Here is a 25,582-nt window from a genome sequence, read left to right as displayed (position 1 = left end):
ATGTCACTTGATATGATTCTTCAATACTTCAAGGGCCATTTGGGCTGCATGCTGTTCCGCTTCTTTCTTTGATCGGCCGGTGCCTGTCCCAAGCTCCCTGCCATTTAGGGAAACAGTGGAAACAAATTCTCGATTGTGGGCAGGCCCTTTTTCCTGAAGGATTTTATATTCAATTGTACCTGCACCATCCCGCTGCACAAGTTCCTGCAGCTGGCTCTTGAAATCCATCACATGCGAAAAAGCACCTGAATCAATCTTCGGAAAAACAACTTTCTCCAAAAAACCGACAACCGTATCTAATCCTTTATCCAGGTATAGTGCACCTATAAAGGCTTCAAATACGTCTGCAAGCAGGGCCGGACGGGTTCTTCCTCCTGTCATTTCCTCCCCTTTTCCAAGCATTACCAGGCTGCCGAAGGACAATGCATGGGCAAATGAGACCAGGGATGGTTCGCAAACAACCGCTGCCCTCAGCTTAGTTAATTCCCCCTCGCTCATCATGGGATATTTTAGGTAAAGGAACTTCGAAACAGTCAGTTCAAGTACAGCGTCACCCAAAAATTCCAGTCTTTCATTGTCTTCATAGGGCTTTCTCCGATGCTCATTCACATAAGATGAATGGGTAAAAGCTTGCTTTAATAATTTTTCATTTTCAAATTGGATTCCGATTTCCGTCTGGAATTCTTTAAATTGTTTTTCGATTGCGCGAAATGATTTTCTTTCCTTATCCTTATTGCTGCGCATAATGCATCCACCTTGCTAATATTAATATTCTTTTTATTATTAGGGACATCTCAAAATGATGTTCTAGTTTTAACTAAGCCTGTTGATTGCCGCTGCATGTACTCAAGCTTCCGTGTGGGCTGCCTGGACTCCTCGACGCTCTGCGTCTGCGGGTCTCCCTTGGTATGCTGCTCCCGCAGGAAAGCTTCCTCGAACAACTGCGCACGAAGAAAATGCGGTAGCCTTTTCGGAGATCTCGCATCTTCCGCTCCAATCGCTCAATGTAAATATAGATAACTGCTCAAAACCCGCAAAAATTAAGTAAACTGAAATTCATATAAAGCTTAAATGGTCTTTTCTAAGTTTACGTAATAAAAATCAAAAACGCAAAAAAATTTCTATTTACAAAACACTTTTAAGTTTCATTCGGATACAGCCATCTTCACAGAAGAAAGCCCCGTTATTCAACGGAGCTTTTGCCTAACATATTTACTGTCCACAGCCACCTGCTGCCGTGCGACAGCTTTATCCATGCTGTCCTCTATGCCACAGGTAACACCGGACAGTAAACATCTGCTGATAAAAAATTGCTGCAGCGAGGGGTATACCCTCACTGCAGAGTGGTCCAACTAACGATTATTGGCTAGCTTTTATGTAATTTACAGCGTCACCGACTGTTGCGATTTTTTCAGCATCATCGTCAGAAATTTCCATGTCGAACTCGTCTTCTAATTCCATTACTAATTCTACTACGTCAAGGGAATCAGCACCCAGATCATCTTTGAAAGAAGCTTCCAATTTCACTTCAGACTCTTCTACACCAAGACGGTCCACGATGATCTTTGTTACACGTTCTAATACTTCTGCCATGCTTGTCACCTCCCCTCAAGTATTATAGATTATTTTTAGCCTTTATTGAAAGGTTTTATAAAAAATTTTGCATTACAAGCCTGTTACAAACTACATGACCATACCGCCATCAACATGAAGGGTTTGTCCTGTCATATAGCGGCTGTCCTCTGAAGCAAGAAATACTGCCACATTCGCAATATCTGCAGGGTCGCCAAAACGCGCCAAAGGAATTTGCTTAAGCATCTGCTCTTTTACATCCTCGTTCAGCTTATCAGTCATATCAGTTGTGATAAAGCCTGGTGCAATAGCATTGACCGTTATGCCTCTTGTTGCAAGTTCCTTTGCAGAGGTCTTTGTCAGGCCAATAACACCTGATTTGGCAGCGACATAATTAGCCTGGCCAGGATTGCCGCTGACACCAACGATGGATGAAATATTGATAATGCGGCCGCTGCGCTGTTTCATCATCTGCCTTGTAACAGCTTTTGTACAAAGGAATACACCTTTCAGGTTAATGTTAATAACATCATCCCATTCGTCTTCCTTCATTCTCATAAGCAGGTTGTCCCTCGTAATTCCAGCATTATTAACCAAAATATCAAGCTTGCCAAACTTTTCTACTGTTTCTTTAACCATGCTTGCCACGGAATCACTATTTGACACATCGCATTGGATAGCAAAAGCATTTCTGCCTAATGCTTTTATTTCATCAACGACTTCGTTCGCCCTTGCCTCACTTCCGGAATAGTTAACCGCGATATCTGCACCTTGCTTAGCAAGACCCAAAGCAATTTCTCTTCCGATTCCGCGGGAAGCTCCCGTTACTAATGCGGCTTTTCCCTCTAGCTTCATCTCAATTCCTCCTTTAAGGATTCTGTAACTGCCTGGCAGGATTCAGCATCGGAAACGGCATACGTTTTAAGGGAACGATCTACCTTTTTCACTAAGCCTGACAGTACTTTCCCTGGTCCAATTTCAATAAATGTATCTACTCCTAGCTCTATCATCCTGCGGATTGAATCCTCCCAGAGTACAGGTGAATACAGCTGTTCAATTAATCTGCTGTTTATTTCTGCAGCAGAAGTCATTTCAGAAGCTTTTACATTTGCAATGACAGGAACAACTGCATCTTTGATCTCAATATCGTCCAGGACTTGCCTGAACTTCTCCGCAGCAGGCTTCATTAATTCAGAATGGAAAGGACCGCTTACCTCCAGTGGAAGCACTCGCTTGGCACCTTCTTCTTTAGCCTTTGCAGAAGCTTGTTCAACACCTGCCCTTGAACCTGAAATAACAATCTGTCCAGGACAGTTCAAATTTGCGAGCTGAACCGGATTGCCGCCTGCAGTAACCTCTTCTGTGACAGCAGTAAGCTTGTCCCTGTCCAGTCCCAGTACCGCTGCCATTGTTCCCTCACCGTTAGGAACTGCTTCTTCCATGAACTCTCCTCTTTTACGGACAGCATAAACACCGTCCTCAAAGGATAGTGCTTCCGCTGCAACGAGTGCAGTATACTCTCCAAGGCTGTGGCCAGCCACAAAATCAGGTGCTACGCCAGATCTTTTAAAATAATCGAGTATGGCAATGCTAGTAGTCAACAATGCCGGCTGTGCATTTGTTGTTAACGTCAATTTTTCCTGAGGCCCTTCAAAAATAAGTTGTGATAGTGAAAAGCCAAGTTTTTGATCAGCACTCTCGAAAAATGATTTTACTTTCTCATCCTGTTCGGCTAATGCTTTTCCCATTCCCGCAGCCTGTGATCCCTGCCCAGGAAATAAAAAGGCGATTTTACCCATCGTGATTCCCCCCAAATAAAATAAGTTTATTTAACGGCTGTTTTTTCTGCTTCTTTTTCAACAGCTTCCTTAATCGTTTGAGCGACATGGTTTTCTACCATAACCCTGGTCTGTCTGACTGCACTGAATAAAGCAGTCGCATCTGAGGAACCATGAGCCTTAATAACAGGCGCCTTTAATCCGAATAATCCAGCACCGCCGTATTCCGAATAATCCATCTTAGATTTAAGCTGGTATAAATCAGGCTTTAAGGCAGCTGCTGCCAATTTCGTTTTAAAGCTGCTGGTCAGAGCTGTTTTTAGCATTTTAAACACAGAAAGAGCAGTACCCTCAATTGTCTTTAGGACCATATTTCCGGTAAAGCCATCTGTCACTACAACATCTGCAGCTCCCTCAAGCAAATCGCGTGCTTCCACATTACCGATAAAATTGATATCAGCATTCTTCAGCAGGTCAAATGTATTTTTCGCCAGTTCATTGCCTTTTTTCTCTTCAGTTCCTATATTTAGAAGGCCCACTCTAGGATTGGAAACACCCCGGACTTTTTCTGTATATATCGATCCCATGATCGCATATTGAAGAAGATGCTCAGGTTTCGCGTCAACATTCGCCCCTACATCCAGCAAAAGGAACCCTTCCCCGCCTATCGTTGGAAGCGTAGGTGATAATGCCGGGCGTTCAATGCCATCAATCCTTCCTACCACAAAAAGGCCTGCTGCCATAAGAGCACCCGTGTTTCCTGCAGAAATGCATGCATCCGCTTTACCGTCTGAGACAAGCTGCGCTGCAAGCACCATTGATGCATTTTTCTTTCTGCGCACAGCCCTCACTGGTTCATCATCCGGCAAGATGACTTCATCTGTATGTAAGATCTCAATCCGCTCGTTTGAAGTAAGGTATTCCTTTATTTTTGACTCATCGCCAACAAGAGTAATGTGTATATCCTTAAACTCTGCGGCAGCTTTCATTGCGCCAAGGACAATTTCCTTCGGGGCATTGTCGCCTCCCATTGCGTCTATGGAAATTTTCATGATGCTTCATCCTTTAGTGATTATTTTTTTCTGAACATGTCGAATTCGCCCTTAAATACCTGTTCGTTATTCACAAAGCTATTGACTTCAACAATCGTCCTCCCGCTGTCAACATCAATTGTAAGGACCTTGGCTTTAGCTATAACACGTTCATTTAATCGCACTGGCCTTGTGAATTGAATATTGGCTTTCGCTGTCAATGCCAGTTCATCATTTATTACAGCAACTGCCAGTGAGTTGGCCTGTGCAAACAAGTGATGCCCCCGGGCTATTCCATTCCGCTTGAATACATGTTCATTTTTTACATCGAAAATGGAAATTGCCGTTTTATCCAATTCTATATCTATTATTTCACCGATTATTTCTTCTATGGGTAAAGATCGGACTTCATCCTCGAAAGTTTTTTCAGCAACATGCTTGATTCTTTCCCGCAATTCCGGAATAGATAATTCCAGGCGGTCGAGCCTTATTGTCTGGACGCTGACAGTGAACTTTTCTGCAAGTTCCTCGTCCGTGACAAATGGATTTTCTTTTATTGTGTCCGTTAATAAATGCTGGCGTTCTTTTTTATTTCTTTTCATTAAAAATCCCACCGTCCGAGATATTAAGACTAGGTACTAATAGTAGTATATAATCAAAAAAAGCAGATTGCAAGGAAGAACTTTTCTGCAATCTGCTTTAAGTGTGATTGAATATTTGTTTAGCTTACATATTCTGTCCGTTGATTTCCGCTGGGAGGAACAGGAGCCTCCTCAGCCAGCACCGCACGAAGGAAATGCGAGAACATTTTTCGAAGATCAAGCTCCCTCCACTCCAATCAGCTCAGCGTGTGACATTCGATCCTTTAGTCCAGTTTTTCCCCTTCCAGCACTCCTGTTTCCTTTAAATAATTTCTCAAAGGCAGGTACTCATCTGAATGCCAGAATTCATGGGATTCAACAAGAGAAGCTGCATCGTTTCTGGCGGTTTCGAGAGCGCGGTAATCATGGACCATATCGGCGACTTTAAATTCCGGGAGCCCGCTTTGTTTTTTTCCGAAAAAGTCCCCAGGTCCCCTCAGCTCAAGGTCCTTTTCACTTAGTGCAAATCCGTCATTGGTTTCCGTCATGATTTTCATTCGTTCTTTTCCAACTTCCGATTTGGGGTCTGCTAAAAGAACACAATAAGATTGTTTATCTCCTCTCCCTACCCTGCCCCTTAATTGGTGCAGCTGTGCAAGTCCAAAGCGCTCAGCATCATAGATCACCATCATCGTTGCATTTGGGACATTTACACCCACCTCGACAACTGTAGTAGAAACAAGAATTTGAGTTTCATTTCGGCTAAAAGCCTTCATTACATTTTCTTTTTCATCTGGGTGAAGCCTGCCATGCATGAGGCCCACATCATAGCGGCCATGAAAATGATGCATCAATGTTGCATGGACATCTATAGCATTTTGAACATCCAGCTTGTCCGACTCCTCAATTAGGGGACATATCACATATACTTGCTGGCCTGCTGAAAGCTCCTTTTCCATAAAACCAAGTACTCTATCAAGCATTTCAGGTTTTGCCCAATAAGTTTCAATCGCTTTTCGCCCTGCCGGCATTTCATCTATGATGGAAACATCCATTTCCCCAAAAACAGTAATGGCCAATGTTCTCGGGATTGGCGTGGCAGTCATAAACAGAACATCCGGACTCTCGCCTTTTTCCCTGAGGATGCGCCGCTGCCCGACACCAAATCTATGCTGTTCATCAGTAATAACAAGCCCCAGTTTATTAAATTCCACTTCTTCCTGGATAAGTGCATGTGTGCCTATAAGAACATCAATTTCTCCATCCTTTAAATGCTGAAGAATTTCTCTTCTGCGCTTTCCTTTGACGGAGCTTGTCAGGAGTTCACATCGCAGGCCAAATGGCTCAAGCATCGTTTTTAAAGATTCCGCATGCTGCTCTGCAAGGATTTCGGTCGGCACCATTAAAGCTCCCTGGAAATCTGCTGTCCTGCTGGCAAATAGGGCGATCGCCGCAACAGCCGTTTTGCCGGAACCAACATCCCCCTGTAATAGCCTGTTCATCCGATAAGGCGATTTCATGTCAGTCAGAATCTCATTAACCACCCTTTTCTGGGCATTGGTTAAGGCAAATGGCAGAGAGTCTATAAACTCCATCAGCCTCGAAAGATCATAAGCTTGCGCAATCCCTTTAGACTGCTCTCTTTCAATCTTTCTTAGTGCCTGCATTTTTAATTGAAAATAGAAGAATTCTTCATAAACAAATCGCCGTCTTCCCTGTTTAAGTTCCTGATCATTGGCAGGAAAATGGAGCGATCTCATAGCATCTCGCCTATCCAAAAGCCTATATTGCAAAAGATATTTTTCAGGCAAAGTTTCTGATATCTCATTTCCATACTGTGAAAAAGCCAGTTTTATAAAACGTCTGATTCCCTTGACAGTGATATTTCCTTTCACAGCGTAAACAGGCTCAAAATCCTTGTTACTGGAGGCACTCCCTATTTTTAATTCATTGGCTGTTATGATCTGGCGGTGCTGGTCCCATTTGCCTGTCACTGTCACAGTTTCGTTCAATGTAATTTTATTCTTTAAATATGGCTGATTAAACATGACCACTTGTATCAGATATCTGCCTACAAGAACTCTCACAGTCAGCCTGGACCGTTTCCTTCCATAATAGGCGAGTGAAGGTTCACTGTGGATCTTTCCTTCCACAGTTACTCTTTCATCATGCTTAATCTCTTCCAGATCCTTGAGCCTGTAATCCTCATATCTATATGGGAAATATTCAAGCAAATCTTTTACAGTGTTTATGTTCATTTCAGCAAGTGATACTGCTGTTTCCTCCCCGATGCCTTTAACAGCTGTAACAGACTGATTATAATTTGGATTCACGTTTATTGAACGGCTGCCAAATATATTTTCTCAAGGCAGTCCGCCACCCCTCCCTGCTCAATTACTTTTAACTGCAGGCTTATACAGCGCCTGCTTTATAACTAGCACACTATAATCTAAATAGGCAAGTAAGCAATCTTTAACCAAATAAATTAATATTTCCGAAGTTCACTAAAATGTAATCGTTTTAAATGGACAAAAGCGAAGGCTGGGCCCTCGCTTTTTTTATTGTTTATTCGATTGAAAATATAAAAGAGTATAGCGGCTGTTTGCCATCATGCACTTCGACTTCAACATCTTCATACTTATCTTCAATATAGCTGATAAGTGAATCCACTTCCTCTTCTGCCGCATCTTCACCTTTTAATACGGTTAGGATCTCAGAGTCTTCATCAATCATTCCATCGAGAAGATCTTTGGCAGCCTGCACTCTATCCTTGTTCTTGACAACAATTTTCCCATCTGAGATGCCCATAAAATCATCTTTTTCAATTTCGAGGCCATCGATGCTTGTATCACGGACAGCAAATGTAATTTGGCCTGTCTTCACATGCTGAAGGGCATCTGTCATGCCTTCTTCATTTTCTGCGAGTCCGGCACTTGGATTAAAAGCAAGCAGGGCAGCCATTCCCTGAGGGACGGTCTTGGAAGGAACAACTACTGCTTCTTCTTCAGTCACTTCTGCAGCCTGCTGTGCAGCCATGATGATATTTTTATTGTTTGGCAAAATGATTACTTTCTTGGCATTCACTTCTTTGATGGCCTTTACAATATCTTCCGTACTAGGATTCATCGTCTGGCCGCCCTCAATGACTGCATGTGCTCCGATGCTTCGGAAAAGATCCGCAATCCCGCTGCCCATTGATACTGTAACGATTCCGTATTCCTGCTTTTCCTTTGGCTTAGCTTCAGCTGCCAATGGTGTAGGAACGTCATCAATCAAATTGGTGTGCTGCTGGCGCATGTTTTCAATCTTCATATTGATTAAGCTCCCATAGCGCTGTCCGTATGTCAGGCAATCTCCTGGCTGTTCAGAGTGGATATGTACTTTTACAAGCTGTTCATCCGCAATCACAAGAAGCGAGTCGCCATATTTGCTTAAGTCCTGGCGGAACTTGTCTTCTGAAAAAGGATTAGCAGATAGCTTTTCAGTTTCGAACTTGACCATAAACTCTGTGCAATAACCAAATTCAATATCTTCAGTGTTCATAAAACTATGAACATTTTTATGGTGTTCTGCGCTAACCAGGTCATCCATCTTTGGAAGGGCTGCTGGTGTATCAGGAAGTTTTTCGCCCTTGAGCTCTGCAAGGAATCCTTCATATACAAAAACAAGACCCTGCCCGCCGCTGTCTACAACCCCAACTTCTTTTAAGACAGGAAGAAGATCCGGAGTCCGGTTTAAAGAAGCCCGTGCTTCTTTTAACACTTCCTCCATAATCACTACGATATCATCTTCATTTTTTGCAGCCTGCACCGCTTTTTTAGCGGAATCTTTAGCAACGGTTAAAATTGTTCCTTCAACCGGCTTCATAACAGCTTTATAAGCAGTTTCTACACCTGAATTCAAAGCATCAGCAAACTCTTTGCCATTGATGGAAGATTTCTGTTCAATATGCTTTGAGAAGCCTCGGAACAGCTGGGAGAGAATTACTCCAGAGTTCCCGCGGGCCCCCATCAGCAAACCTTTAGAAAGAGCAGAGCCCACCTTCCCAATATGTTCCTGAATATTAGCTTTTACTTCCTTTGCACCGGAAGTCATTGACAAATTCATGTTCGTTCCTGTGTCTCCATCAGGAACAGGGAAAACATTTAACGCATCCACTAATTTTGCATTAGCAGATAAATGGTTCGCTCCTTGTATGACCATTTCGGCAAAAAGCTTCCCATCTAAATCTCTTTTTGACACAAGTCTTTCCTCCTCACTACGGGTTCGTTACACGAACTCCCTGAACGTAAATATTAACCGAGTCCGTACTTAGCCCAACTGTTTTATCAAGGGTGTATTTCACTTTAGATTGCACATTGTGGGCAACCTCGGAAATTTTCGTTCCGTAACTTACAATAATATACATATCGATATGTACTTCATCTTCTTCCTGGCGTACAATAACACCGCGGGTAAAATTCTCTTTTCGAAGTATATCTGTAAGGCCATCTTTAATTTGATTTTTAGAGGCCATCCCTACGATGCCGTAGCAGTCAACTGCTGCTCCGCCTGCGATTGTTGCAATTACGTCATTAGAGATATCAATTTGCCCGAAATTCGTTTTTAATTCGATGGACATGGTTCGTTCCCCCTTTGGAAATTGCTTTTAATAAAAGCTTCTTCAAGCGCTCCCGCTTTACGGAAACGCTGGCGTTCCCCCTTAATTGTAAAATGGAGGCAAGCTTGCTGTTAAAGGAGAATGCATCCTTTTCAGCTGGGCAGCGATCTTTCTAACTCCAAAGCTTTATGCATACCTTATGATATTTTACTATATGGGCTGTAATATTGAAAGCCATACTTCCCCATCCCTATTATAGCTCATGTTCCATACCCCTATGTCAAGGAAATTTTCTTGAAAGCAAACTATTGCAATCAGAAGGGTTGTATGATAAATTATTAAAGTATCTTTTAATGTCGAGATCCGAAACGGAATTCCTCATTAATTCAGATGGATGAATCTGACTATTGCAAATGAAAGCATTGAAAAATAGTTTCAGCTTATGCTTTTAGTAAGGAGGGAAACATACATGCCACGCAAATGTGTTGTAACTGGTAAAAAAACAACTTCAGGTAACGCACGTTCTCACGCGATGAACGCTAACAAGCGTACTTGGGGTGCTAACCTTCAAAAGGTACGTATTCTTGTAGACGGTAAACCTAAACGTGTTTGGGTATCTGCAAGAGCACTTAAATCAGGTAAAGTTGAGCGCGTTTAATCTGCTCAGGGACATCCTTTTAGGATGTCCTTTTTATTTTCCTTTTTATAATCCACTATTCATTCTCCCCCATTGAATCAAAAAATAAAAGCACCCCAGAGAGGTGCCCAGTTTTTAATGCTATTTTCTTTTTCATTTATGGGAGTTTACCCCTTTTTGAAGGTCCCTAACATGGCACGCACAATGCCCCCTAAAAATTTAGGAAGTTTGATTGTATAAAATCTCATTACTCGTGTCCCTCCTCACGATCTTACGCATCCATTCTGTCCTTAAATCGTCTTTACCATCTTATTCAAATAACGAAAGATGAGTACTCATGATTACAAAAAATGATCAGAAAGCAATTCATGCCAGCACTCATATCCAGATTCCCAGCACCTTGCAGGGCAGTACTGGCCCGGCTCTTAATCCTTGCTTCTTACAACCATTAATATGCCTTCAGTAAAAGAAAAAGTACCACAATCATCAATAAGTTCATTGCTGATACAAAGAGTAGAACCGGCAGAGACGGTCCGATCTGTGAGCGGATACTTGAAATTTCTTAATGTGAGGCCCTTAATTTCCATTGTGATCGGGACAAAAGAAATGTATTTGAAATTTGGATTTTGCTTTATGGTGTATTCACCTGGAGCTTTAATATTAATCTTATTTTTTTTGTCAATAATTTCGACAGGAACAAAGTTTCCTTCAAGTACAGGCTTTATTAACAGCTGAATATTTGCAAATAAGTGGTCAAGCCGGCCGCCTGTGGCGCCAAACAGACGGATTTTCTCAGGATTTTGTTCCAGTGCCCAATTCAGGGCAAGCTCCATGTCGGTTTCGTCTTTCTCCGGCTTGAACCTGTTCAGCTCTTTTACTTTTTCTTCAATGATTAATAGTTCTTCATTTGACACAGAATCAAAATCGCCAAATGCCATTTTCGGCTGCATGCCATTTTGAATGAGTGTAAGCACTCCTCTATCTACCCCGACCCAATTGTCACCGGCATTACTGAATGAAGACAGTTCAGGCAGCAAATCCTCAGGGCCGCCAGCTAAAATATTTATAATCATTTCATATTGCTCCAATCATGATATATATCTTATATTATAAAAAGCCAGCTCTATTCAAGCTGGCTCTTTTTTATTTCGAACCTTTTAAAGCAGCAATCGCCACGGCTCTGTCTTTCTGATTATAAATTGCCGACCCGGCAACAAGCACATTCGCTCCAGCTTCAATGCACAATTGTGCTGTTTCTTCATTCACTCCGCCGTCCACTTCAATTTCAATATTTAGACCTTTTGCGTCAGCCATTTCCTTAACCGCCTTAATCTTAGGAAGAACGCCAGGGATGAACTTTTGTCCTCCAAAACCAGGATTAACAGTCATAAGCAATACCATATCAATATCATCAATAATATGCTCAATCATATTAACTGGTGTAGCCGGGTTAAGAACCACTCCTGCCTTGACCCCGAATGATTTAATAAAATGAATCGTTCTGTGAAGGTGTTTGCATGCTTCTGCATGTACAGTGATATAATCTGCCCCCGCATTAGCAAATGCCTCAATGTAGTTATCCGGATTTTCTATCATCAAATGAACATCCAGGGGCAGCTTTGTCACAGGACGGATTGCATCAACAATTAATGGACCAATTGTAATATTCGGTACAAAATGGCCGTCCATTACATCGACATGAATATAATCAGCTCCGCCGCGCTCTACATCTTTAATCTCTTCTCCCAATTTGGAAAAATCTGCCGATAAAATCGAAGGTGCGATTTTTACCATGAATTAATACCTCGGCTTTCTATCTTTTATTTCCTGCAGAAAGGTTTTGTAGTGTTCGTATCTGTAGGAAGGAATTTCACCGTTTTCACTGGCGGCCTTTACAGCGCATTTCGGTTCTGCCATGTGCAGGCAGCCTCTAAATTTGCATTGATCGCTTTTCTCCTGAATTTCCGGAAAGCAATAATTCAGATCCTCCAATTCGATATCTGTAAATTCAAGGGAGCTGAATCCCGGGGTATCAGCAACAAGCCCTTTCCCAACCTCTATCAGTTCTACATGCCTGGTTGTATGCTTTCCCCTGCCCAAATGTGAAGAAATATCATTTGTTTTCAGCTCTAAATCTGGTCTTAATACATTTAACAAAGATGATTTCCCCACACCTGACTGTCCTGCAAAAACGGAGATCTCGCCTTCCAGATATGGCATTAAGTCTTTAACGCCTTCTTCTGTTTCGGAGGAAGTCAGCAAAACATCATAGCCGGCTTTGCGGTAATCTGATGCATATTGCTGGATTTCCTTATACCCATGTTCGTCTGTCAGATCTATTTTAGTAATGCAGATGATTGGCTTTATACGATTGAATTCAACCAGCACCAGGAAACGATCTAATAGAGAGGTGCTGAAGCCCGGTTCAACAGCTGAAAACACTAGAATGGCCTGATCAACATTTGCAATTGGCGGACGGATCAACTCATTTTTCCGTTCTTTTACTTCTAAGATGTATCCTTCTGTAATACTTTCTGCCTGAAACACGACTTCATCACCGACCAGCGGGTTAACCTTATTTTTCCGGAAAACTCCGCGGCCTCGGCACTGAATGATTTCATCTCCGCTAAAAACATAATAAAACCCGGCTAAGGCTTTAATAATTTTGCCCTCAGGCATAGCAACACTCCTTGCTTATGATTCTTCTTCCGGATAAGGGATTTCCTTTTCTTCAAAAACCTGGCCATCCCGCAGAACCTTATAAGTGGCATTCTGTCCGGGAGCAATTGTTATATCAATTGGGATTACCGTATCTTCATAAATCAGCTCTGTATGAACTGGTTCAGAACCAGGATTATTCATATCCTTAATGATAATCTGAACTTCATTTGGCTCACCTTCGGCTGCAGGCTCATAGGGAACGCTGATCTCAATATTTTCTGTCTTAGGAAGAAGTTCTTTTTTCCCTTTTGAAAGAACCACCGTCACTTTCTGTCCGCTTGCCAGGTTTGTGCCTGGTGCCGGATCCTGATTGATGACTAGTCCTTCTGGGACTTCCTCATGAAATTCTTCTTCTCCATATTCTACTTTTAATCCCGACGATTCTTCGTACTCCTGCAGCCCCTTTTCGTTATAGCCGCGCAGGTCTTTTAAGGCAATTGGCGCCGGACCTTTGCTGACAGTAAAAATCAATTCTGTATCCTCGGGAACGACAAGATCGCCTTCTGAGAAGTTTTGGTCCAGGATTGTCCCAGCCGGCTCACTCTCATTATTTTCTTCTGTTTTTTCAATGCTTTTAAAATTTTTGCTTTCAAGCAAGCGGACTACATCGTCGTATTGCCTGCCCTGGTAATCAGCTAATTCAAATTTTTCCTTGCCAGTGCTTTCATAGATATCAATGGAAGTTCCTTCTTTTACGGTTCTGCCTGCTTTCGGATCTGTTTTTACTACCAGACCTTCTTCCACATCAGGGTCACTTATCGGCTTTGTATCCCTAACCGTAAACCCAGCGGCAATAAGCTCTGCTACTGCGTCTTCCACCTCTTTTCCTGACACATCAGGAACCTGGACATCCTTGGGCGCAATAAGATCAGGTAAAACAGTTATGGCCAGGATGCCTAACACAGCCAGAAACAAAAAGACGGATACCAGAATAATTGGCCATTTCTTTTTCTTCTTTTTTTTCTTTTTTTCCTTCTTCTTCTTTTCAGGAAGAGGTTTTGCCACAGGCTGCGTGTCTCCCTTTGGATCCTTAGCATGTACAAGTGTTTCGTCCATGCTTTGGTATGGGCGGTCATCCGTAATAACAGGGATTGCCTTTGTAGCATCATCGTCAATCGGGACCATAAACTTTCCTTCATGAAGCCTTTCGGGTTCAAGCGCTGTACTGATATCCTCTTCCATATCTTCAACAGAATCATACCTGTGAAAAGGATCTTTAGCTGTCGCTTTTAAAACGATATTTTCAACACTTTGCGGTATTGAAGGATTCCATCTCTTAAGGGAAGGCGTCTCTGACTGCAGATGTTTGAGAGCTATTGATACAGCGGATTCACCTGAGAAAGGAAGCCTGCCTGTCAAAAGCTCAAACATAACAATGCCAAGGGAGTAGATATCAGACTTTCTGTTGGCCATCCCCCCCCTAGCCTGTTCCGGAGAAAGATAATGAACAGAGCCTAAAACAGAATTGGTCTGAGTTATACTGGTAGCGCTTAATGCCATGGCAATTCCGAAATCAGTAATCTTTACATTACCATGCCTATCTATCAAAATATTATGCGGTTTAATATCCCGGTGTATGATATGGTTTTGATGTGCATGAGATATGGCTGAGGTGAGCTGTTTCATAATTTCCAGCGAATCATCTATGCGAATCGGGCTGTTTTGCTGTATGTATTGCTTTAACGTTTGTCCATCTACATATTCCATCACAATATAATAGATTGAATCCTCTTCGCCAACATCATAGATACTGACGATGTTCGGGTGGGCTAAGCTGGTAGCTGATTGGGCTTCACGATGAAAACGGCGGATAAATTCTTCATCTTCGGCAAAATCCATCCGAAGCACTTTCACCGCTACATCTCGATCCAGAATCATGTCATGGGCCAGGTAGACATTTGCCATGCCGCCTCCGCCAATCATATCAAGAATCTTATAGCGGCCGCTTAATCTTCTTCCCTTAATCATCATTTATCATCCCGCTCTCATTGCTTTCAAAATACTCAGCAATCACGAGCGTAATATTGTCTTCGCCGCCATTATTATTGGCCTGTTCAATCAGCACTGAGGCTTTTTCCTCCAGAGTTCGTCCGCTTTTGAGGATTTCAATCATTTCAGCCACATCTACCTTGTTGGACAAACCGTCAGAGCATAATAATAATAAATCGCCCTCTTCAAACGTTATGGTTTTGATATCCATCTCAACCGCTGCTTCAGTTCCCAATGCCCGGAGGAGCACATTTTTTCTTGGATGATGCTCAGCATCTTCCTTGGTAATCTGCCCGGACCTTACAAGTTCATTCACTAGGGAATGATCTTCCGTCAGCTGCTGAAAACCCGATTCATTCAAGATATAACATCTGCTGTCGCCGATATTGGCAATTGTCGCAAAACGATCAGTACAGATTGCAGCCACAACAGTTGTTCCCATGCCTTCACATTGTTCATTTTCTTTCGAATGTTCATAAAGAATGGTGTTGACCTCTGCAATATACTTCCGCAGCCATCCTTCCGCCTCTTCGGCAGTCTGAAAGTCATCTGTCTGATCCCAGAATCCTTTTAAACTTGTTAGCGTCATTTCGCTTGCCACATCGCCAGCCCGGTGGCCGCCCATGCCATCTGCTACGATGGCAAGGCGCTGCCCCTTGCTGTTCACATAGATGCCGCCATTATCTTCGTTATGCTGCCTGACTTTGCCTTGATCTGTCATAAAAACAGCTTTCATTCTGTCACCTCGTCTCCTCTTTTCGCTCCTTTGCACGAAGTTGTCCGCATGCTGCATCTATATCATGACCGTGCTCCCTGCGAATGGTTACATTAATGCCGTGGTTCTTCAGTGTCTTTTCAAAAGCAAAAATTTGATCCTTGGGTGTCCTCACATAATCTCGTTCAGGCACATAGTTTACTGGAATCAGGTTAACATGGCACTTCACATTTTTTATTAGCTTTGCCAGCTCTTCGGCATGTTCCACCTGGTCATTGACCCCTCCGAATAATCCATATTCGAAACTCACTCGTCTGCCTGTTTTATTTATATAGTACCTGATTGAATCCATAAGGTCCGGCAGCTTATAAGCTCTATTTATTGGCATCAGGCGGCTTCTGATTTCTGTGTTTGGAGCATGTAATGAGATCGCGAAATTGATCTGCATATTTTCATCTGCAAATTTATAGATTTTTGGGATGATTCCGCTAGTCGAAACAGTGATATGGCGCGCACCGATATTCAGCCCTTTATCATGGTTGATTATCTTCAGGAATGACAGCATACTGTCATAATTATCAAATGGCTCACCGATCCCCATAATAACAACCGAGCTGACCCGTTCATCTGTCTCATCTAGTGCCTGTTGTACTTTTACGACCTGAGCAACGATTTCTCCTGCTTCAAGATTCCGTTTTAATCCGCCTAAAGTTGAAGCACAGAATGTACAGCCGATTCGGCAGCCCACTTGAGTAGTTACACATACTGAATTACCATAGTCATGCCTCATCAGTACGGTTTCAATGGAATAGCCATCATGAAGTTCAAATAAAAATTTTATTGTCCCATCAGCTGACTCCTGCTGAATGATCGTTTTAAGAGTTGTCAGCGAAAAATTTGCTGATAGCGTATCTCTTAACCCTTTTGACAGGTTCGTCATATCCTCAAATGATGTGATTCTTTTTGTGTAAAGCCAATCAAAAATTTGCTCAGCCCTGAAAGCTTTCTCATTATTTTCTTTAAGCCAATCCTTCAGCTCATTCAGCTGTAAAGTATAAACGGATGGTTTTTGTTCTGCTTCTGTTATTTTCTCTGCTGCTGTTTGTTCCATTTATTGCACCTTCTTTCTCAGACAGGCTATATAAAACCCGTCCGAACCAATATCCTGCGGTAAAATCTGCAGTTCAAAATTATCTATAAACGGAGCAATTGCTTTAGGCATTCGCTCACGAACTGATATATCTCCCTCAAATTCCGCATTATTCTTTAAAAACGACTGGACAACATGCTGATTCTCTTCCTTGTCCACTGTACATGTACTATAAACAAGAATACCACCTTTTTTCAGCAAAGGTGAAACGGCATCCAAAAGATTTCTTTGAATCTTATGAAGATGATATAAATCATCTTCTTTTTTTGTGTATTTCATATCAGGCTTTCTTCTCATAACTCCAAGGCCTGAGCATGGGGCATCCACTAAAATACGGTCAAATGATTCTTTTTCATAATGCTCCTGCACTTTCCTGCTGTCAAGGGCATTTGTCTTAATATTCGATAGTCCCAGTCTATCGGCATTATCATTAATCAGCTTTACTTTATGCTCGTGAAGGTCCAGCGAAATGACTTGTCCAGTATTTTGCATTTTTTCTGCAATATGTGTGGTTTTTCCTCCGGGTGCTGCGCAGGCATCCAGAATCTTTTCATTTGGATTTCCTCCAAGGGCATAAGCAGCGAGCATGGAGCTTTCGTCCTGAATAGTAATCAGGCCATCTTTGAAGACACGCGAATTGGCAAGGTTTCCTCTTAAACATTTAATGGCAACTGGTATAAACTGACTTGGTTCCACTTCAAATCCTTCTTCCTTAAGAAGTGACAAGCATTCTTCCCTCGAGGCCTTTACCTCATTTACCCTTGCAGTCTGAAGTGGAGCAGTCAAGTTAATTTCACACATTTTCTTTGTTTCTTCAAACCCAAGCTGATCGGCCCATCTTTTTACAAGCCACGCGGGATGACTAGTCTCAATGGAAAGGCGTTCAACACTGTCTTCAATTTGCTCAAGATCAGGAAGCCCCTTTCTTTGAACGTTCCTGAGCACGCCATTGACCATGCCGGAAATCCCTTTATGCCCCCATCGTTTTGCTATTTCTACTGCCTCGAAAATAGCTGCGCGATCTGGAATTTTATCAAGAAAAACCATCTGATACAGTGTAAGCCTTAAGAGCTGGTTTACCCAGCTTTCAATTTTTTTATTGCCTGCTAAAAAAGGCTGCAGGTAAAAATCGAGTGTCATCCGGCGTTGAAGGGTACCATAAGTCAGTTCAGTAAGAAGACCGATGTCCTTCTGGTCAATTTCGTTCTTTTTTATGGCGTTATTAAGTAATAGATTGCTGTAGGACTGATTTTTTTCAATGGCTTCGAGAAGTTCCAGTGCAGTTTCTCTTACATTTTTCTTTTTTAGCTTTTTCATTCGGAGTCTCCCAAACGGCCGCCGGGAGTTAGATGGGATCCTGAGCCTCTTAAAAATTGTTCTGCTGGCATCTTTTTCTTTCCGGAAGGCTGCAGTTCTGTAATTTTAATGGCTGTCTCATTCCCTGCTGCCACAACGATTCCATCTTCCTCAAGCCTGATAATTGTTCCCGGTTCTTTGTTTTCAGCAGATTTAACCTTCTCCGAATTCCAGATTTTAATCACTTTGCCGTCAAAAGTTGTATAGGCAACCGGCCATGGATTTAACCCTCTAATGTGGTTATAGATTTCTTCACCAGTTTTGCCCCAGTCGATTTTTTCCTGTTCTCTTTTAATGTTATAAGCAAAAGTGGCTTCTTCATCATTTTGCCTGATGGGAGTGAGTTCACTATTCAGGAGCTTTGGCAGTGTTTCAGACAAAAGCTTTGACCCAGCAGCGCTAAGTTTATCGTGAAGAGTGCCAACTGTATCTCTTTCCGTAATCGGCACTTCCACTTGTGTTAAAATATCGCCGGCATCAAGCTTCTCAGCCATGTACATAATGGTGATTCCCGTTTTTTCTTTCCCCTGCAGAATGGAGTAGTGAATAGGTGCACCGCCGCGCAATTCAGGAAGCAATGATGCATGTACATTTATGCAGCCGAACTTGGGTGCATCCAAAAGCTCCTTCGGCAAAATTTGTCCAAATGCAGCCGTGACAACCAGGTCAGGCTTAAGAGCAAGAACTTTCTCCAGCTCTTCTGGCTGGCGGATTTTTTCGGGCTGATACACAGGGATGCCCTGTTTTTCAGCTTCGACTTTTACAGGCGGGGGAGTAAGAACCTTTTTCCTTCCAACAGGCCTGTCGGGCTGAGTAACCACTCCGATTACTTCATATCCGTCCTCTATTATTTGCTTCAGTACAGGCACTGAAAAATCGGGTGTGCCCATAAATACGATTTTTGTCATTCAGCTTCCAATCCTTCCAACTCTTCTTCGTTCAAGTATCTTGTAACTTTTGAGGTAAATAGCACCCCATGCAAATGATCAATTTCATGGAGGATCGCTCTTGCCAGGAAATCCTCAGCCTCGAGGGTAAAATATTTCCCTTTTCGATCCTGCGCCTTGATTTTTACATATTCAGGCCTTGTTACTTCACCATATAACCCAGGAAAGCTCAGGCACCCTTCAGGGCCTGTCTGTTCCCCATTCGTTTCAAGGATTTCCGGATTAATTATTTCAATTGTTCCAAATTCATCATCTATATCAACAATGGCAATTTGCCTGCTAAGCCCGATTTGCGGAGCAGCAAGCCCGACACCATCGAATTCGATCATCGTATCATACATATCATTTAACAGCTTGCCCAGTTTTTTATCAAACACCTTAACGGGTTCGCATTCTGCCTCCAGAACCTCAGCCGGATAAGATACAATTTTTTTTACTGCCAAAACATTTCCTCCATTTTTATCTATTTTCAACCAAATTGAGTTTATTCATAACCACAAAAACAGAAGCTCCTGAGAAGCTCCTCCTAAATAGCTAACGCTTTTAGACGTATGATTTGATGCTGTAAAACGTTCTTAGTAAGGCCAACAGTTCTGTAAGTTCAAACAAACTAACCTTATGGTTAAGAAATTACATTAAAATATAAGGATTCAGGTCAATTGAGACGGATAGGCCCCCAGTAGCAATATCCTGCTGATAATTATCCAGGACTTTCTTCAGCGCCAGGCCAAGTTCCGGCTCCCGCTTGTATTTTATCAGACATTGATACCGATATCTATTATTGATCCGCGGTATCGGCGATGCAACTGGACCAAGGACTATACTCTCTGCAGATAATTTTGACTGAATATACTGCGTGATCTTCTCAGTTACCGAAACAGCCTTCATTAATTCCTCGTGGCTGACGGTGACAAGGGATATATAGTAGAAAGGGGGATATCTATGAATTTTGCGGACCATCATTTCTCTTTCATAAAATTTATCGTAATCCTGCTCCCCCGCCAGTTCAATACTATAATGTTCAGGAGTGTAGGTCTGAATAATTACCTCCCCTTCCAATTCATGCCTCCCTGCACGCCCGCTTACCTGAGTCAGAAGCTGAAAGGTTTTTTCAGAAGATCGGAAATCAGGCAGGTGCAGCATCGTGTCTGCCGATAGTACGCCTACTAAGGTAATATTGGGGAAATCAAGACCCTTAGCAATCATCTGAGTCCCAAGAAGAATATCTGCATGCCCTTCCTGGAATTGATCAAGGAGCTTTTCATGTGCTCCCTTCCTGCTGGTTGTATCGACATCCATCCGGATTACCTTCGCTTCCGGCAAAATTTTCGCCAATTCCTCTTCCACTTTTTGAGTGCCTGTTCCAAAATAACGAATATGCTCACTTTCGCATTCCGGACATGCATTTGGAACTGGTGCCTCATAGCCGCAGTAATGGCATTTCATCTGCTGGTTATACCGATGATAAGTCAAAGATATATCACAATGAGGACAATTAATAACATATCCGCAGTCCCTGCACATAACAAATGAGGAATGTCCTCTTTTATTTAAAAATAATACGATCTGCTCTTTTTTCCCGAGACGGTCTTTAATTTTTTCGAGGAGTTTCCTTGAGAACATCGAGCGGTTCCCTTCACGCAGCTCTTCCCGCATATCAATGATATCAACGGAAGGGAGAGCCTGATTGTTCATTCTATTTTCGAGAGTGAGGAGATGGTAAACTCCTTTATGTGCTCGCGCAAAAGATTCCAATGAGGGAGTTGCACTTCCAAGCACCACAGGACATTTATGATTTCCCGCTCTTTCGATGGCGACATCCTTTGCATGGTATCTTGGGTTCTCTTCCTGCTTATAGCTGGTTTCGTGCTCTTCATCAATGATAATGATTCCGAGGTTTTCAAAAGGGGCAAAGATAGCCGATCGCGCTCCCACAACAACCTTGACTTCCTTCCGCTGAATCTTTCTCCATTCATCATACTTTTCTCCAGCTGAAAGGCCGCTGTGCATTACGGCAACCTGATTGCCAAATCTGCCCTTGAAGCGTTTGACCATCTGCGGAGTTAAAGAAATCTCAGGAACAAGGACAATGGCTTCTTTGCCATTCTCAAGCACTCGCTGAATGGATTGCAGATACACCTCAGTTTTTCCGCTTCCTGTTACCCCATAAAGCAAAAATGTTTCATGCCGGTTATTTTCAATAGAATTAAGGATCGGGATTATAGCCTTTCTCTGTCCATCGGTCAAAAAGAGCGGTTCAGTTCTTTCGAATTCACGGTCTCCAAATGGATTTCGATAAATTTCCACGTCCCTCTGCCCAAGCAGCCCTTTTTGCATAAGCCCTTTTATGGTGGACGATGTTATTCCAAACAAGGAAAATAACTCTTTCTGATCGACCGGTCCTTCCTCATGAAGAAAATACTCAAGCACTTCTTTCTGCTTGGTTGCGTTGCCCGGAAGCTGTTGAAGATAATCAGCAAGCTTATTAGGGTCAGCAGCCGCGAATACCTGCTTTACTTTTTTCTTTTTCACTCGTTCTTTTACTTGGTAGATAATTTCGATATTTCCATTGGATGCTTCCTTTTGAAGAAGCGGCAAAGCTCCGCTCTTTACTGCATCATCCCATAAAATTTCTTCAGTTTTCTGGAAGAGAGCAGATACTCTTTCAGGAAGCAGTTTACGATCTGCATTTTTTGCCATTACAAGCTTCTTTTCGTATTTTGCCTTCAATGCTGCAGGCAGCATTGCCTGAAAGGCAGAGATTTTGTAGCATAATGTTTTTTCTGTCAGCCATTCACCTAGAGTCAAGAGCTCCTGATTAAGGACTGGATTTAAGTCCATCGGCTCTGAAATGGATTTAAGCTGCTGAAAATCGGACTCTGCTTGTAATGCTGTTACAAACCCCTGGATCTTCCTAGGTCCAAATGGAACAACAACCCTCATGCCGGGGAGAATGACACCTTCCAGATGAGAGGGTATTTTGTAGTCAAATGCCCGGTCTGTCTGTTTGGCAGGTACATCGACAATGACTCTCGCAATATTCATTCATGCTCATCCTTTAGCAAGATCGCAGCTTCTTCAAGAATTTTTACTGCAACATCCTTTTTTGCCATAAGCGGAAGCTTTTCCGAAGACCCATCTTTTTTAAAAAATGTAACAATATTGGTGTCTGTTCCAAAGCCTGCTCCTTCTGCAGTTACATTATTGGCTACGATCAGATCGGCATTTTTCCTCTTTAGCTTGCCCTGTGCATACTCATCAACCTGTTCAGTTTCAGCCGCAAACCCTATAAGGATTTGCTTCTTCTTTTTTTGTCCCAATTCGAATAATATATCTTTTGTTCTTTCAAGTTCCAATAATTCATCCCCGGGCTGTTTTTTCATTTTTTGCGCAGAAGTCACCTTTGGACGATAATCGGAGACTGCAGCGGTCTTAATGACAACATCCGCATGATCAAATTCGCTTATTGCCGCTTGATACATTTCCTCAGCAGATTCTACCTTTATCAGTTTTAAGCCAGCAGGAGCATTAATTGTAACCGGACCGGATATCAATACAACTTCAGCTCCTGCAGATACAGCTGCTTCCGCAATTGCATAGCCCATTTTACCTGAAGAATGGTTTGTAATATAACGGACAGGATCAATTTTTTCCCTTGTTGGGCCGGCAGTTATGACCACTTTCCGGCCAGATAGCTCCAATCTGGAAGGCTTAAAAAATTCTTCAATTGTATCTATAATTTTCTCTGGTTCTTCCAGCCTGCCTTTTCCAACATAGCCGCATGCAAGATACCCTTCTGAAGGCTCTATGAATCTGCATCCAAAACGATATAAGGTTTCAATATTTTTCTGGACAGCAGGATGGCTGTACATATGTACATTCATTGCAGGCGCAATCCAGATTGGTGATGAGGCCGCCAAAAGGGTTGTTGTGATCATATTGTCTGCAATTCCATTGGCCAGCTTTCCGATTACATTTGCTGTAGCAGGAGCAACTAGAATCAAATCGGCCCAATCAGCCAGGTCGATATGAGCAATTACTTTCGAATCTTTTTCATCGAAAGTGTCGGTGTAAACATCATGTCTTGAAAGAGCCTGAAAGGTTAATGGTGCTACAAACTTAGCAGCCGATTCACTTAGGATAACTTTCACCTGCGCTCCAGCCTGAGTAAGCTTGCTCGTTAAGGCTGCAGCTTTATAAACAGCAATTCCGCCGGTTACACATAATAATATCTTCTTTCCAGTCAGCATTATATGACCCCACCAATCTAAAAAAATAATTCATCTCTATGAAAAACGGCCTGCTATATATTTCTATAAGCAGCACTGGCCGTTAATGGCTTAGTTTTCATGATAGTTTTATTATGCAAGAAGAGCAGTGAATTTTCATCTAATAAAACCTTTAAACAAAAATAACAACCTTTTAAAAGGTTGTTATTCAGCGATTTTACTCGTATGATTCATTCGCAGTCTTTTCACCAAGCCGATAATGAAGCTGGTCCGCATGGATTTCCTCAAGTGCTTTTCCCACATTTTTATGTGATTTATAGCTCTCAAGCTGTGGTCTGGCATTAAGCTGAAGCTTACGGGCACGCTTGGCAGCAACAGAAACAAGTGAATATTTGGAATCAATCTTTGTCATTAGAGAATCAATAGAAGGATAAAGCATATTTATTCTACCTCCAGCATCTTTTTGTATTTAGGTTCTACACGTTCCCTGCGGCAGTGTTCTGCTACTACAATGGATTTAATTCTTTCGCAGGCAAGATCGATTTGATCATTCTCTACAACATAATCATATAAGTTCATCATTTCGATCTCTTCTTTCGCTGCACTCATGCGATTGTTAATTATATCTTCTGTCTCTGTTCCCCTGGTTACGATACGGTTCTTAAGCTCGGATAAACTAGGTGGAACCAGGAAGATGAACAAGCCGTCAGGGAATTTCTCACGCACTTGGCGGGCACCCTGAACTTCGATTTCAAGAAAAACATCTTTGCCCCGGTCCAGTGTTTCTCTTACATAATCAACTGGCGTTCCGTAGTAGTTACCGACGAACTCTGCATATTCAAGCAGCTTATCCTGCCTGATCAGCTCTTCAAACTCTTCACGCGTTTTGAAAAAATAATCAACTCCATTGACTTCTCCTGCTCTCGGAGATCTCGTTGTCATTGATATGGAGTATTCAAACGCAGTATCAGGCTGAGCAAATATCTCTTTTCTTACTGTTCCTTTTCCTACACCTGAGGGTCCGGATAGAACAATCAATAACCCTTTTTCTTTCATTTATAAAATCCTACCCTTCCTCAACAATTTCATCACGGTCATTTAATCGGTGCGCAACAGTTTCCGGCTGGACCGCAGACAAAATGACATGGTCACTGTCCATAACGATAACAGCCCGGGTGCGCCTTCCATATGTAGCATCTATTAAAGAGCCCCGGTCACGTGCGTCCTGAATGATCCGTTTAATCGGGGCAGATTCTGGACTGACTATTGATATTATCCGGTTGGCAGAGACAATATTGCCAAATCCGATATTGATCAGTTTAATTGACATTTGGGTCCTCCAATCATCAGTTATTTATTTTGACCCCCAGAGCCGGAATCTAAACAACTGCTATTCAATATTTTGAACTTGTTCCTTCATTTTTTCCAGTAAACTCTTTATTTCAACCACTTCGGCAGCTATCTCTGCACTGTTTGCCTTGGAGCCGATTGTATTGGCCTCCCGGTTCATTTCCTGCAGAATAAAGTCAAGTTTTCTTCCAGCCGGTTCTGAAAGCTGAAGGGTCTTTTCAAATTGGCTAATATGACTTTGAAGTCTTGTCAGTTCTTCACTGATATCCGCTTTATCAGCGAACATCGCTACCTCTGTTAAAATTCTCGGTTCATCCACCTGGCCATCAAGAAATTCTCTCATACGCTTTTCCAATCTCTCCCGGTAAAGCTGCACGACTTTTGGAGTGTACTCTCTCAGCTTGAGGACCCTGCTGCTTAAAAGACTAAGATGGCTTCGTAGATCTTTTTCCAGCTCATCCCCCTCAAGCCTCCTCATCTCAGTTAACTGCAGGCATGCTTCTTCAGCAGCAGAAAGGACCAGCTGGCTCAATTCTTCATTGCCGGACTCCTTTTCTTCTATACCAATCAGTTCTTCCCGTATGATATTCCCGATGGATAGATCCGTTGAGATTTGGTACTTTGTTTGAATTGCAGTTATGTATTGATAATATTCATCCAATAGTTCCCAATCAACATTAACTTTCCTGCTGGACAGGCCATCGCCGTCAATGGTGATATAAACCTCGATTCTGCCTCTTTTGATATGCCCGTTAAGCTTTTTCTTAATCTTGTCTTCGATATGCATCAGCTGTCTGGGCATTCTGATCTGAAACTCGGAAAAACGATGGTTTACAGTCTTTATTTCAACCGTAATGGAACATTGCCCGGATTCTTTCTTGCTTCTGCCATAACCAGTCATGCTTACTGCCATTTCTCACACTTCC

26 protein-coding genes are annotated in these 25,582 nt (G+C 42.4%); 1 reads left to right on the top strand and 25 read right to left on the bottom strand.

All coding sequences use genetic code 11. The annotated features are described in order from the left end of the window. Positions 1–3: 3 nt before the first annotated feature. The 9 genes from rnc to AC0VZ9_RS09815 all read right to left on the bottom strand — a co-directional run bounded on the left by rnc (position 4) and on the right by AC0VZ9_RS09815 (position 9,583). Positions 4–744 carry a ribonuclease III gene (gene rnc / locus AC0VZ9_RS09855; RefSeq protein WP_475397306.1) on the bottom strand — a complete coding sequence of 247 codons (741 nt, stop codon included), beginning with the start codon at positions 742–744 and terminating at the stop codon, positions 4–6. Between the two features lie 615 nt (positions 745–1,359). After that, positions 1,360–1,593, bottom strand: coding sequence for an acyl carrier protein (locus AC0VZ9_RS09850; RefSeq protein ID WP_009330799.1), 234 nt, complete (start codon positions 1,591–1,593; stop codon positions 1,360–1,362). Positions 1,594–1,683: 90 nt separating this feature from the next. Continuing rightward, on the bottom strand, positions 1,684–2,427 hold the full coding sequence (gene fabG / locus AC0VZ9_RS09845) for a 3-oxoacyl-[acyl-carrier-protein] reductase (RefSeq protein WP_009330800.1): 744 nt from the start codon (positions 2,425–2,427) through the stop codon (positions 1,684–1,686). Beyond that, entirely contained in the window at positions 2,424–3,371 is a 948-nt protein-coding gene (gene fabD / locus AC0VZ9_RS09840; RefSeq protein WP_019381745.1) for an ACP S-malonyltransferase, read from the bottom strand. The genes fabG and fabD overlap by 4 nt, the downstream gene beginning before the upstream one ends. A gap of 26 nt (positions 3,372–3,397) precedes the next feature. Next, the gene (gene plsX, locus AC0VZ9_RS09835; RefSeq protein WP_019381744.1) at positions 3,398–4,402 is read right to left on the bottom strand and encodes a phosphate acyltransferase PlsX; all 1,005 of its coding nucleotides are present in this window, start codon (positions 4,400–4,402) and stop codon (positions 3,398–3,400) included. A 20-nt stretch (positions 4,403–4,422) separates the two neighbouring features. Next, positions 4,423–4,983, bottom strand: a complete 561-nt coding sequence (gene fapR, locus AC0VZ9_RS09830; RefSeq protein ID WP_019381743.1) for a transcription factor FapR — start codon at positions 4,981–4,983, stop codon at positions 4,423–4,425. A 263-nt stretch (positions 4,984–5,246) separates the two neighbouring features. Further along, positions 5,247–7,295, bottom strand: coding sequence for an ATP-dependent DNA helicase RecG (gene recG / locus AC0VZ9_RS09825; RefSeq protein ID WP_217025453.1), 2,049 nt, complete (start codon positions 7,293–7,295; stop codon positions 5,247–5,249). Between the two features lie 232 nt (positions 7,296–7,527). Further along, the gene (locus tag AC0VZ9_RS09820; RefSeq protein ID WP_217025454.1) at positions 7,528–9,204 is read right to left on the bottom strand and encodes a DAK2 domain-containing protein; all 1,677 of its coding nucleotides are present in this window, start codon (positions 9,202–9,204) and stop codon (positions 7,528–7,530) included. 16 nt (positions 9,205–9,220) lie between these two features. Next, the gene (locus tag AC0VZ9_RS09815) at positions 9,221–9,583 is read right to left on the bottom strand and encodes an Asp23/Gls24 family envelope stress response protein (RefSeq protein ID WP_009330806.1); all 363 of its coding nucleotides are present in this window, start codon (positions 9,581–9,583) and stop codon (positions 9,221–9,223) included. A gap of 448 nt (positions 9,584–10,031) precedes the next feature. Here AC0VZ9_RS09815 and rpmB point away from each other — a divergent pair, with 448 nt between their 5' ends. After that, the gene (gene rpmB, locus AC0VZ9_RS09810; protein ID WP_019381740.1) at positions 10,032–10,220 is read left to right on the top strand and encodes a 50S ribosomal protein L28; all 189 of its coding nucleotides are present in this window, start codon (positions 10,032–10,034) and stop codon (positions 10,218–10,220) included. Positions 10,221–10,366: 146 nt separating this feature from the next. Here rpmB and spoVM read toward each other — a convergent pair whose 3' ends face one another. From spoVM to AC0VZ9_RS09730, 16 genes are all read right to left on the bottom strand, one after another. Then, on the bottom strand, positions 10,367–10,447 hold the full coding sequence (spoVM, locus tag AC0VZ9_RS09805) for a stage V sporulation protein SpoVM (RefSeq protein WP_019381739.1): 81 nt from the start codon (positions 10,445–10,447) through the stop codon (positions 10,367–10,369). Between the two features lie 177 nt (positions 10,448–10,624). Then, positions 10,625–11,272 (bottom strand): thiamine diphosphokinase, encoded by a 648-nt coding sequence (locus AC0VZ9_RS09800; RefSeq protein ID WP_019381738.1) that lies wholly within the window; start codon positions 11,270–11,272, stop codon positions 10,625–10,627. Between the two features lie 70 nt (positions 11,273–11,342). Further along, a complete protein-coding gene (gene rpe, locus AC0VZ9_RS09795) occupies positions 11,343–11,993 on the bottom strand; it encodes a ribulose-phosphate 3-epimerase (RefSeq protein ID WP_009330809.1) in 651 nt (216 codons plus the stop codon). 3 nt (positions 11,994–11,996) lie between these two features. Continuing rightward, positions 11,997–12,878, bottom strand: coding sequence for a ribosome small subunit-dependent GTPase A (rsgA, locus tag AC0VZ9_RS09790; protein WP_009330810.1), 882 nt, complete (start codon positions 12,876–12,878; stop codon positions 11,997–11,999). Between the two features lie 15 nt (positions 12,879–12,893). Further along, complete coding sequence (pknB, locus tag AC0VZ9_RS09785) at positions 12,894–14,888, bottom strand: Stk1 family PASTA domain-containing Ser/Thr kinase (RefSeq protein WP_251175181.1); 1,995 nt, start codon at positions 14,886–14,888, stop codon at positions 12,894–12,896. Further along, a complete protein-coding gene (locus AC0VZ9_RS09780; protein WP_019381735.1) occupies positions 14,881–15,645 on the bottom strand; it encodes a Stp1/IreP family PP2C-type Ser/Thr phosphatase in 765 nt (254 codons plus the stop codon). The genes pknB and AC0VZ9_RS09780 overlap by 8 nt, the downstream gene beginning before the upstream one ends. A gap of 4 nt (positions 15,646–15,649) precedes the next feature. Next, positions 15,650–16,735, bottom strand: coding sequence for a dual-specificity RNA methyltransferase RlmN (gene rlmN / locus AC0VZ9_RS09775; RefSeq protein WP_019381734.1), 1,086 nt, complete (start codon positions 16,733–16,735; stop codon positions 15,650–15,652). After that, entirely contained in the window at positions 16,736–18,091 is a 1,356-nt protein-coding gene (rsmB, locus tag AC0VZ9_RS09770; RefSeq protein WP_009330814.1) for a 16S rRNA (cytosine(967)-C(5))-methyltransferase RsmB, read from the bottom strand. Next, a complete protein-coding gene (fmt, locus tag AC0VZ9_RS09765; RefSeq protein WP_019381733.1) occupies positions 18,088–19,038 on the bottom strand; it encodes a methionyl-tRNA formyltransferase in 951 nt (316 codons plus the stop codon). Before fmt ends, rsmB begins: the two co-directional genes overlap by 4 nt. Then, positions 19,035–19,520 (bottom strand): peptide deformylase, encoded by a 486-nt coding sequence (gene def / locus AC0VZ9_RS09760; protein WP_009330816.1) that lies wholly within the window; start codon positions 19,518–19,520, stop codon positions 19,035–19,037. The genes fmt and def overlap by 4 nt, the downstream gene beginning before the upstream one ends. Positions 19,521–19,707: 187 nt before the next feature. After that, entirely contained in the window at positions 19,708–22,122 is a 2,415-nt protein-coding gene (gene priA / locus AC0VZ9_RS09755) for a primosomal protein N' (RefSeq protein ID WP_475397305.1), read from the bottom strand. Then, positions 22,119–23,327 carry a bifunctional phosphopantothenoylcysteine decarboxylase/phosphopantothenate--cysteine ligase CoaBC gene (gene coaBC / locus AC0VZ9_RS09750; RefSeq protein ID WP_009330818.1) on the bottom strand — a complete coding sequence of 403 codons (1,209 nt, stop codon included), beginning with the start codon at positions 23,325–23,327 and terminating at the stop codon, positions 22,119–22,121. Before coaBC ends, priA begins: the two co-directional genes overlap by 4 nt. A 196-nt stretch (positions 23,328–23,523) precedes the next feature. Next, positions 23,524–23,745, bottom strand: coding sequence for a DNA-directed RNA polymerase subunit omega (gene rpoZ, locus AC0VZ9_RS09745; RefSeq protein WP_009330819.1), 222 nt, complete (start codon positions 23,743–23,745; stop codon positions 23,524–23,526). A 2-nt stretch (positions 23,746–23,747) separates the two neighbouring features. Then, positions 23,748–24,362 carry a guanylate kinase gene (gene gmk, locus AC0VZ9_RS09740; RefSeq protein WP_009330820.1) on the bottom strand — a complete coding sequence of 205 codons (615 nt, stop codon included), beginning with the start codon at positions 24,360–24,362 and terminating at the stop codon, positions 23,748–23,750. Between the two features lie 10 nt (positions 24,363–24,372). Next, positions 24,373–24,636, bottom strand: coding sequence for an extracellular matrix/biofilm regulator RemA (remA, locus tag AC0VZ9_RS09735; RefSeq protein ID WP_009330821.1), 264 nt, complete (start codon positions 24,634–24,636; stop codon positions 24,373–24,375). A 60-nt stretch (positions 24,637–24,696) separates the two neighbouring features. Next, positions 24,697–25,569, bottom strand: a complete 873-nt coding sequence (locus AC0VZ9_RS09730; protein ID WP_009330822.1) for a YicC/YloC family endoribonuclease — start codon at positions 25,567–25,569, stop codon at positions 24,697–24,699. Between the last annotated feature and the right edge of the window lie 13 nt (positions 25,570–25,582).

This window comes from Cytobacillus sp. QJM3NY_8 (assembly GCF_056173585.1).
The sequence above is the reverse complement of the archived record's forward strand: the minus strand, read 5'-3'. Positions and strand labels throughout refer to the sequence as shown.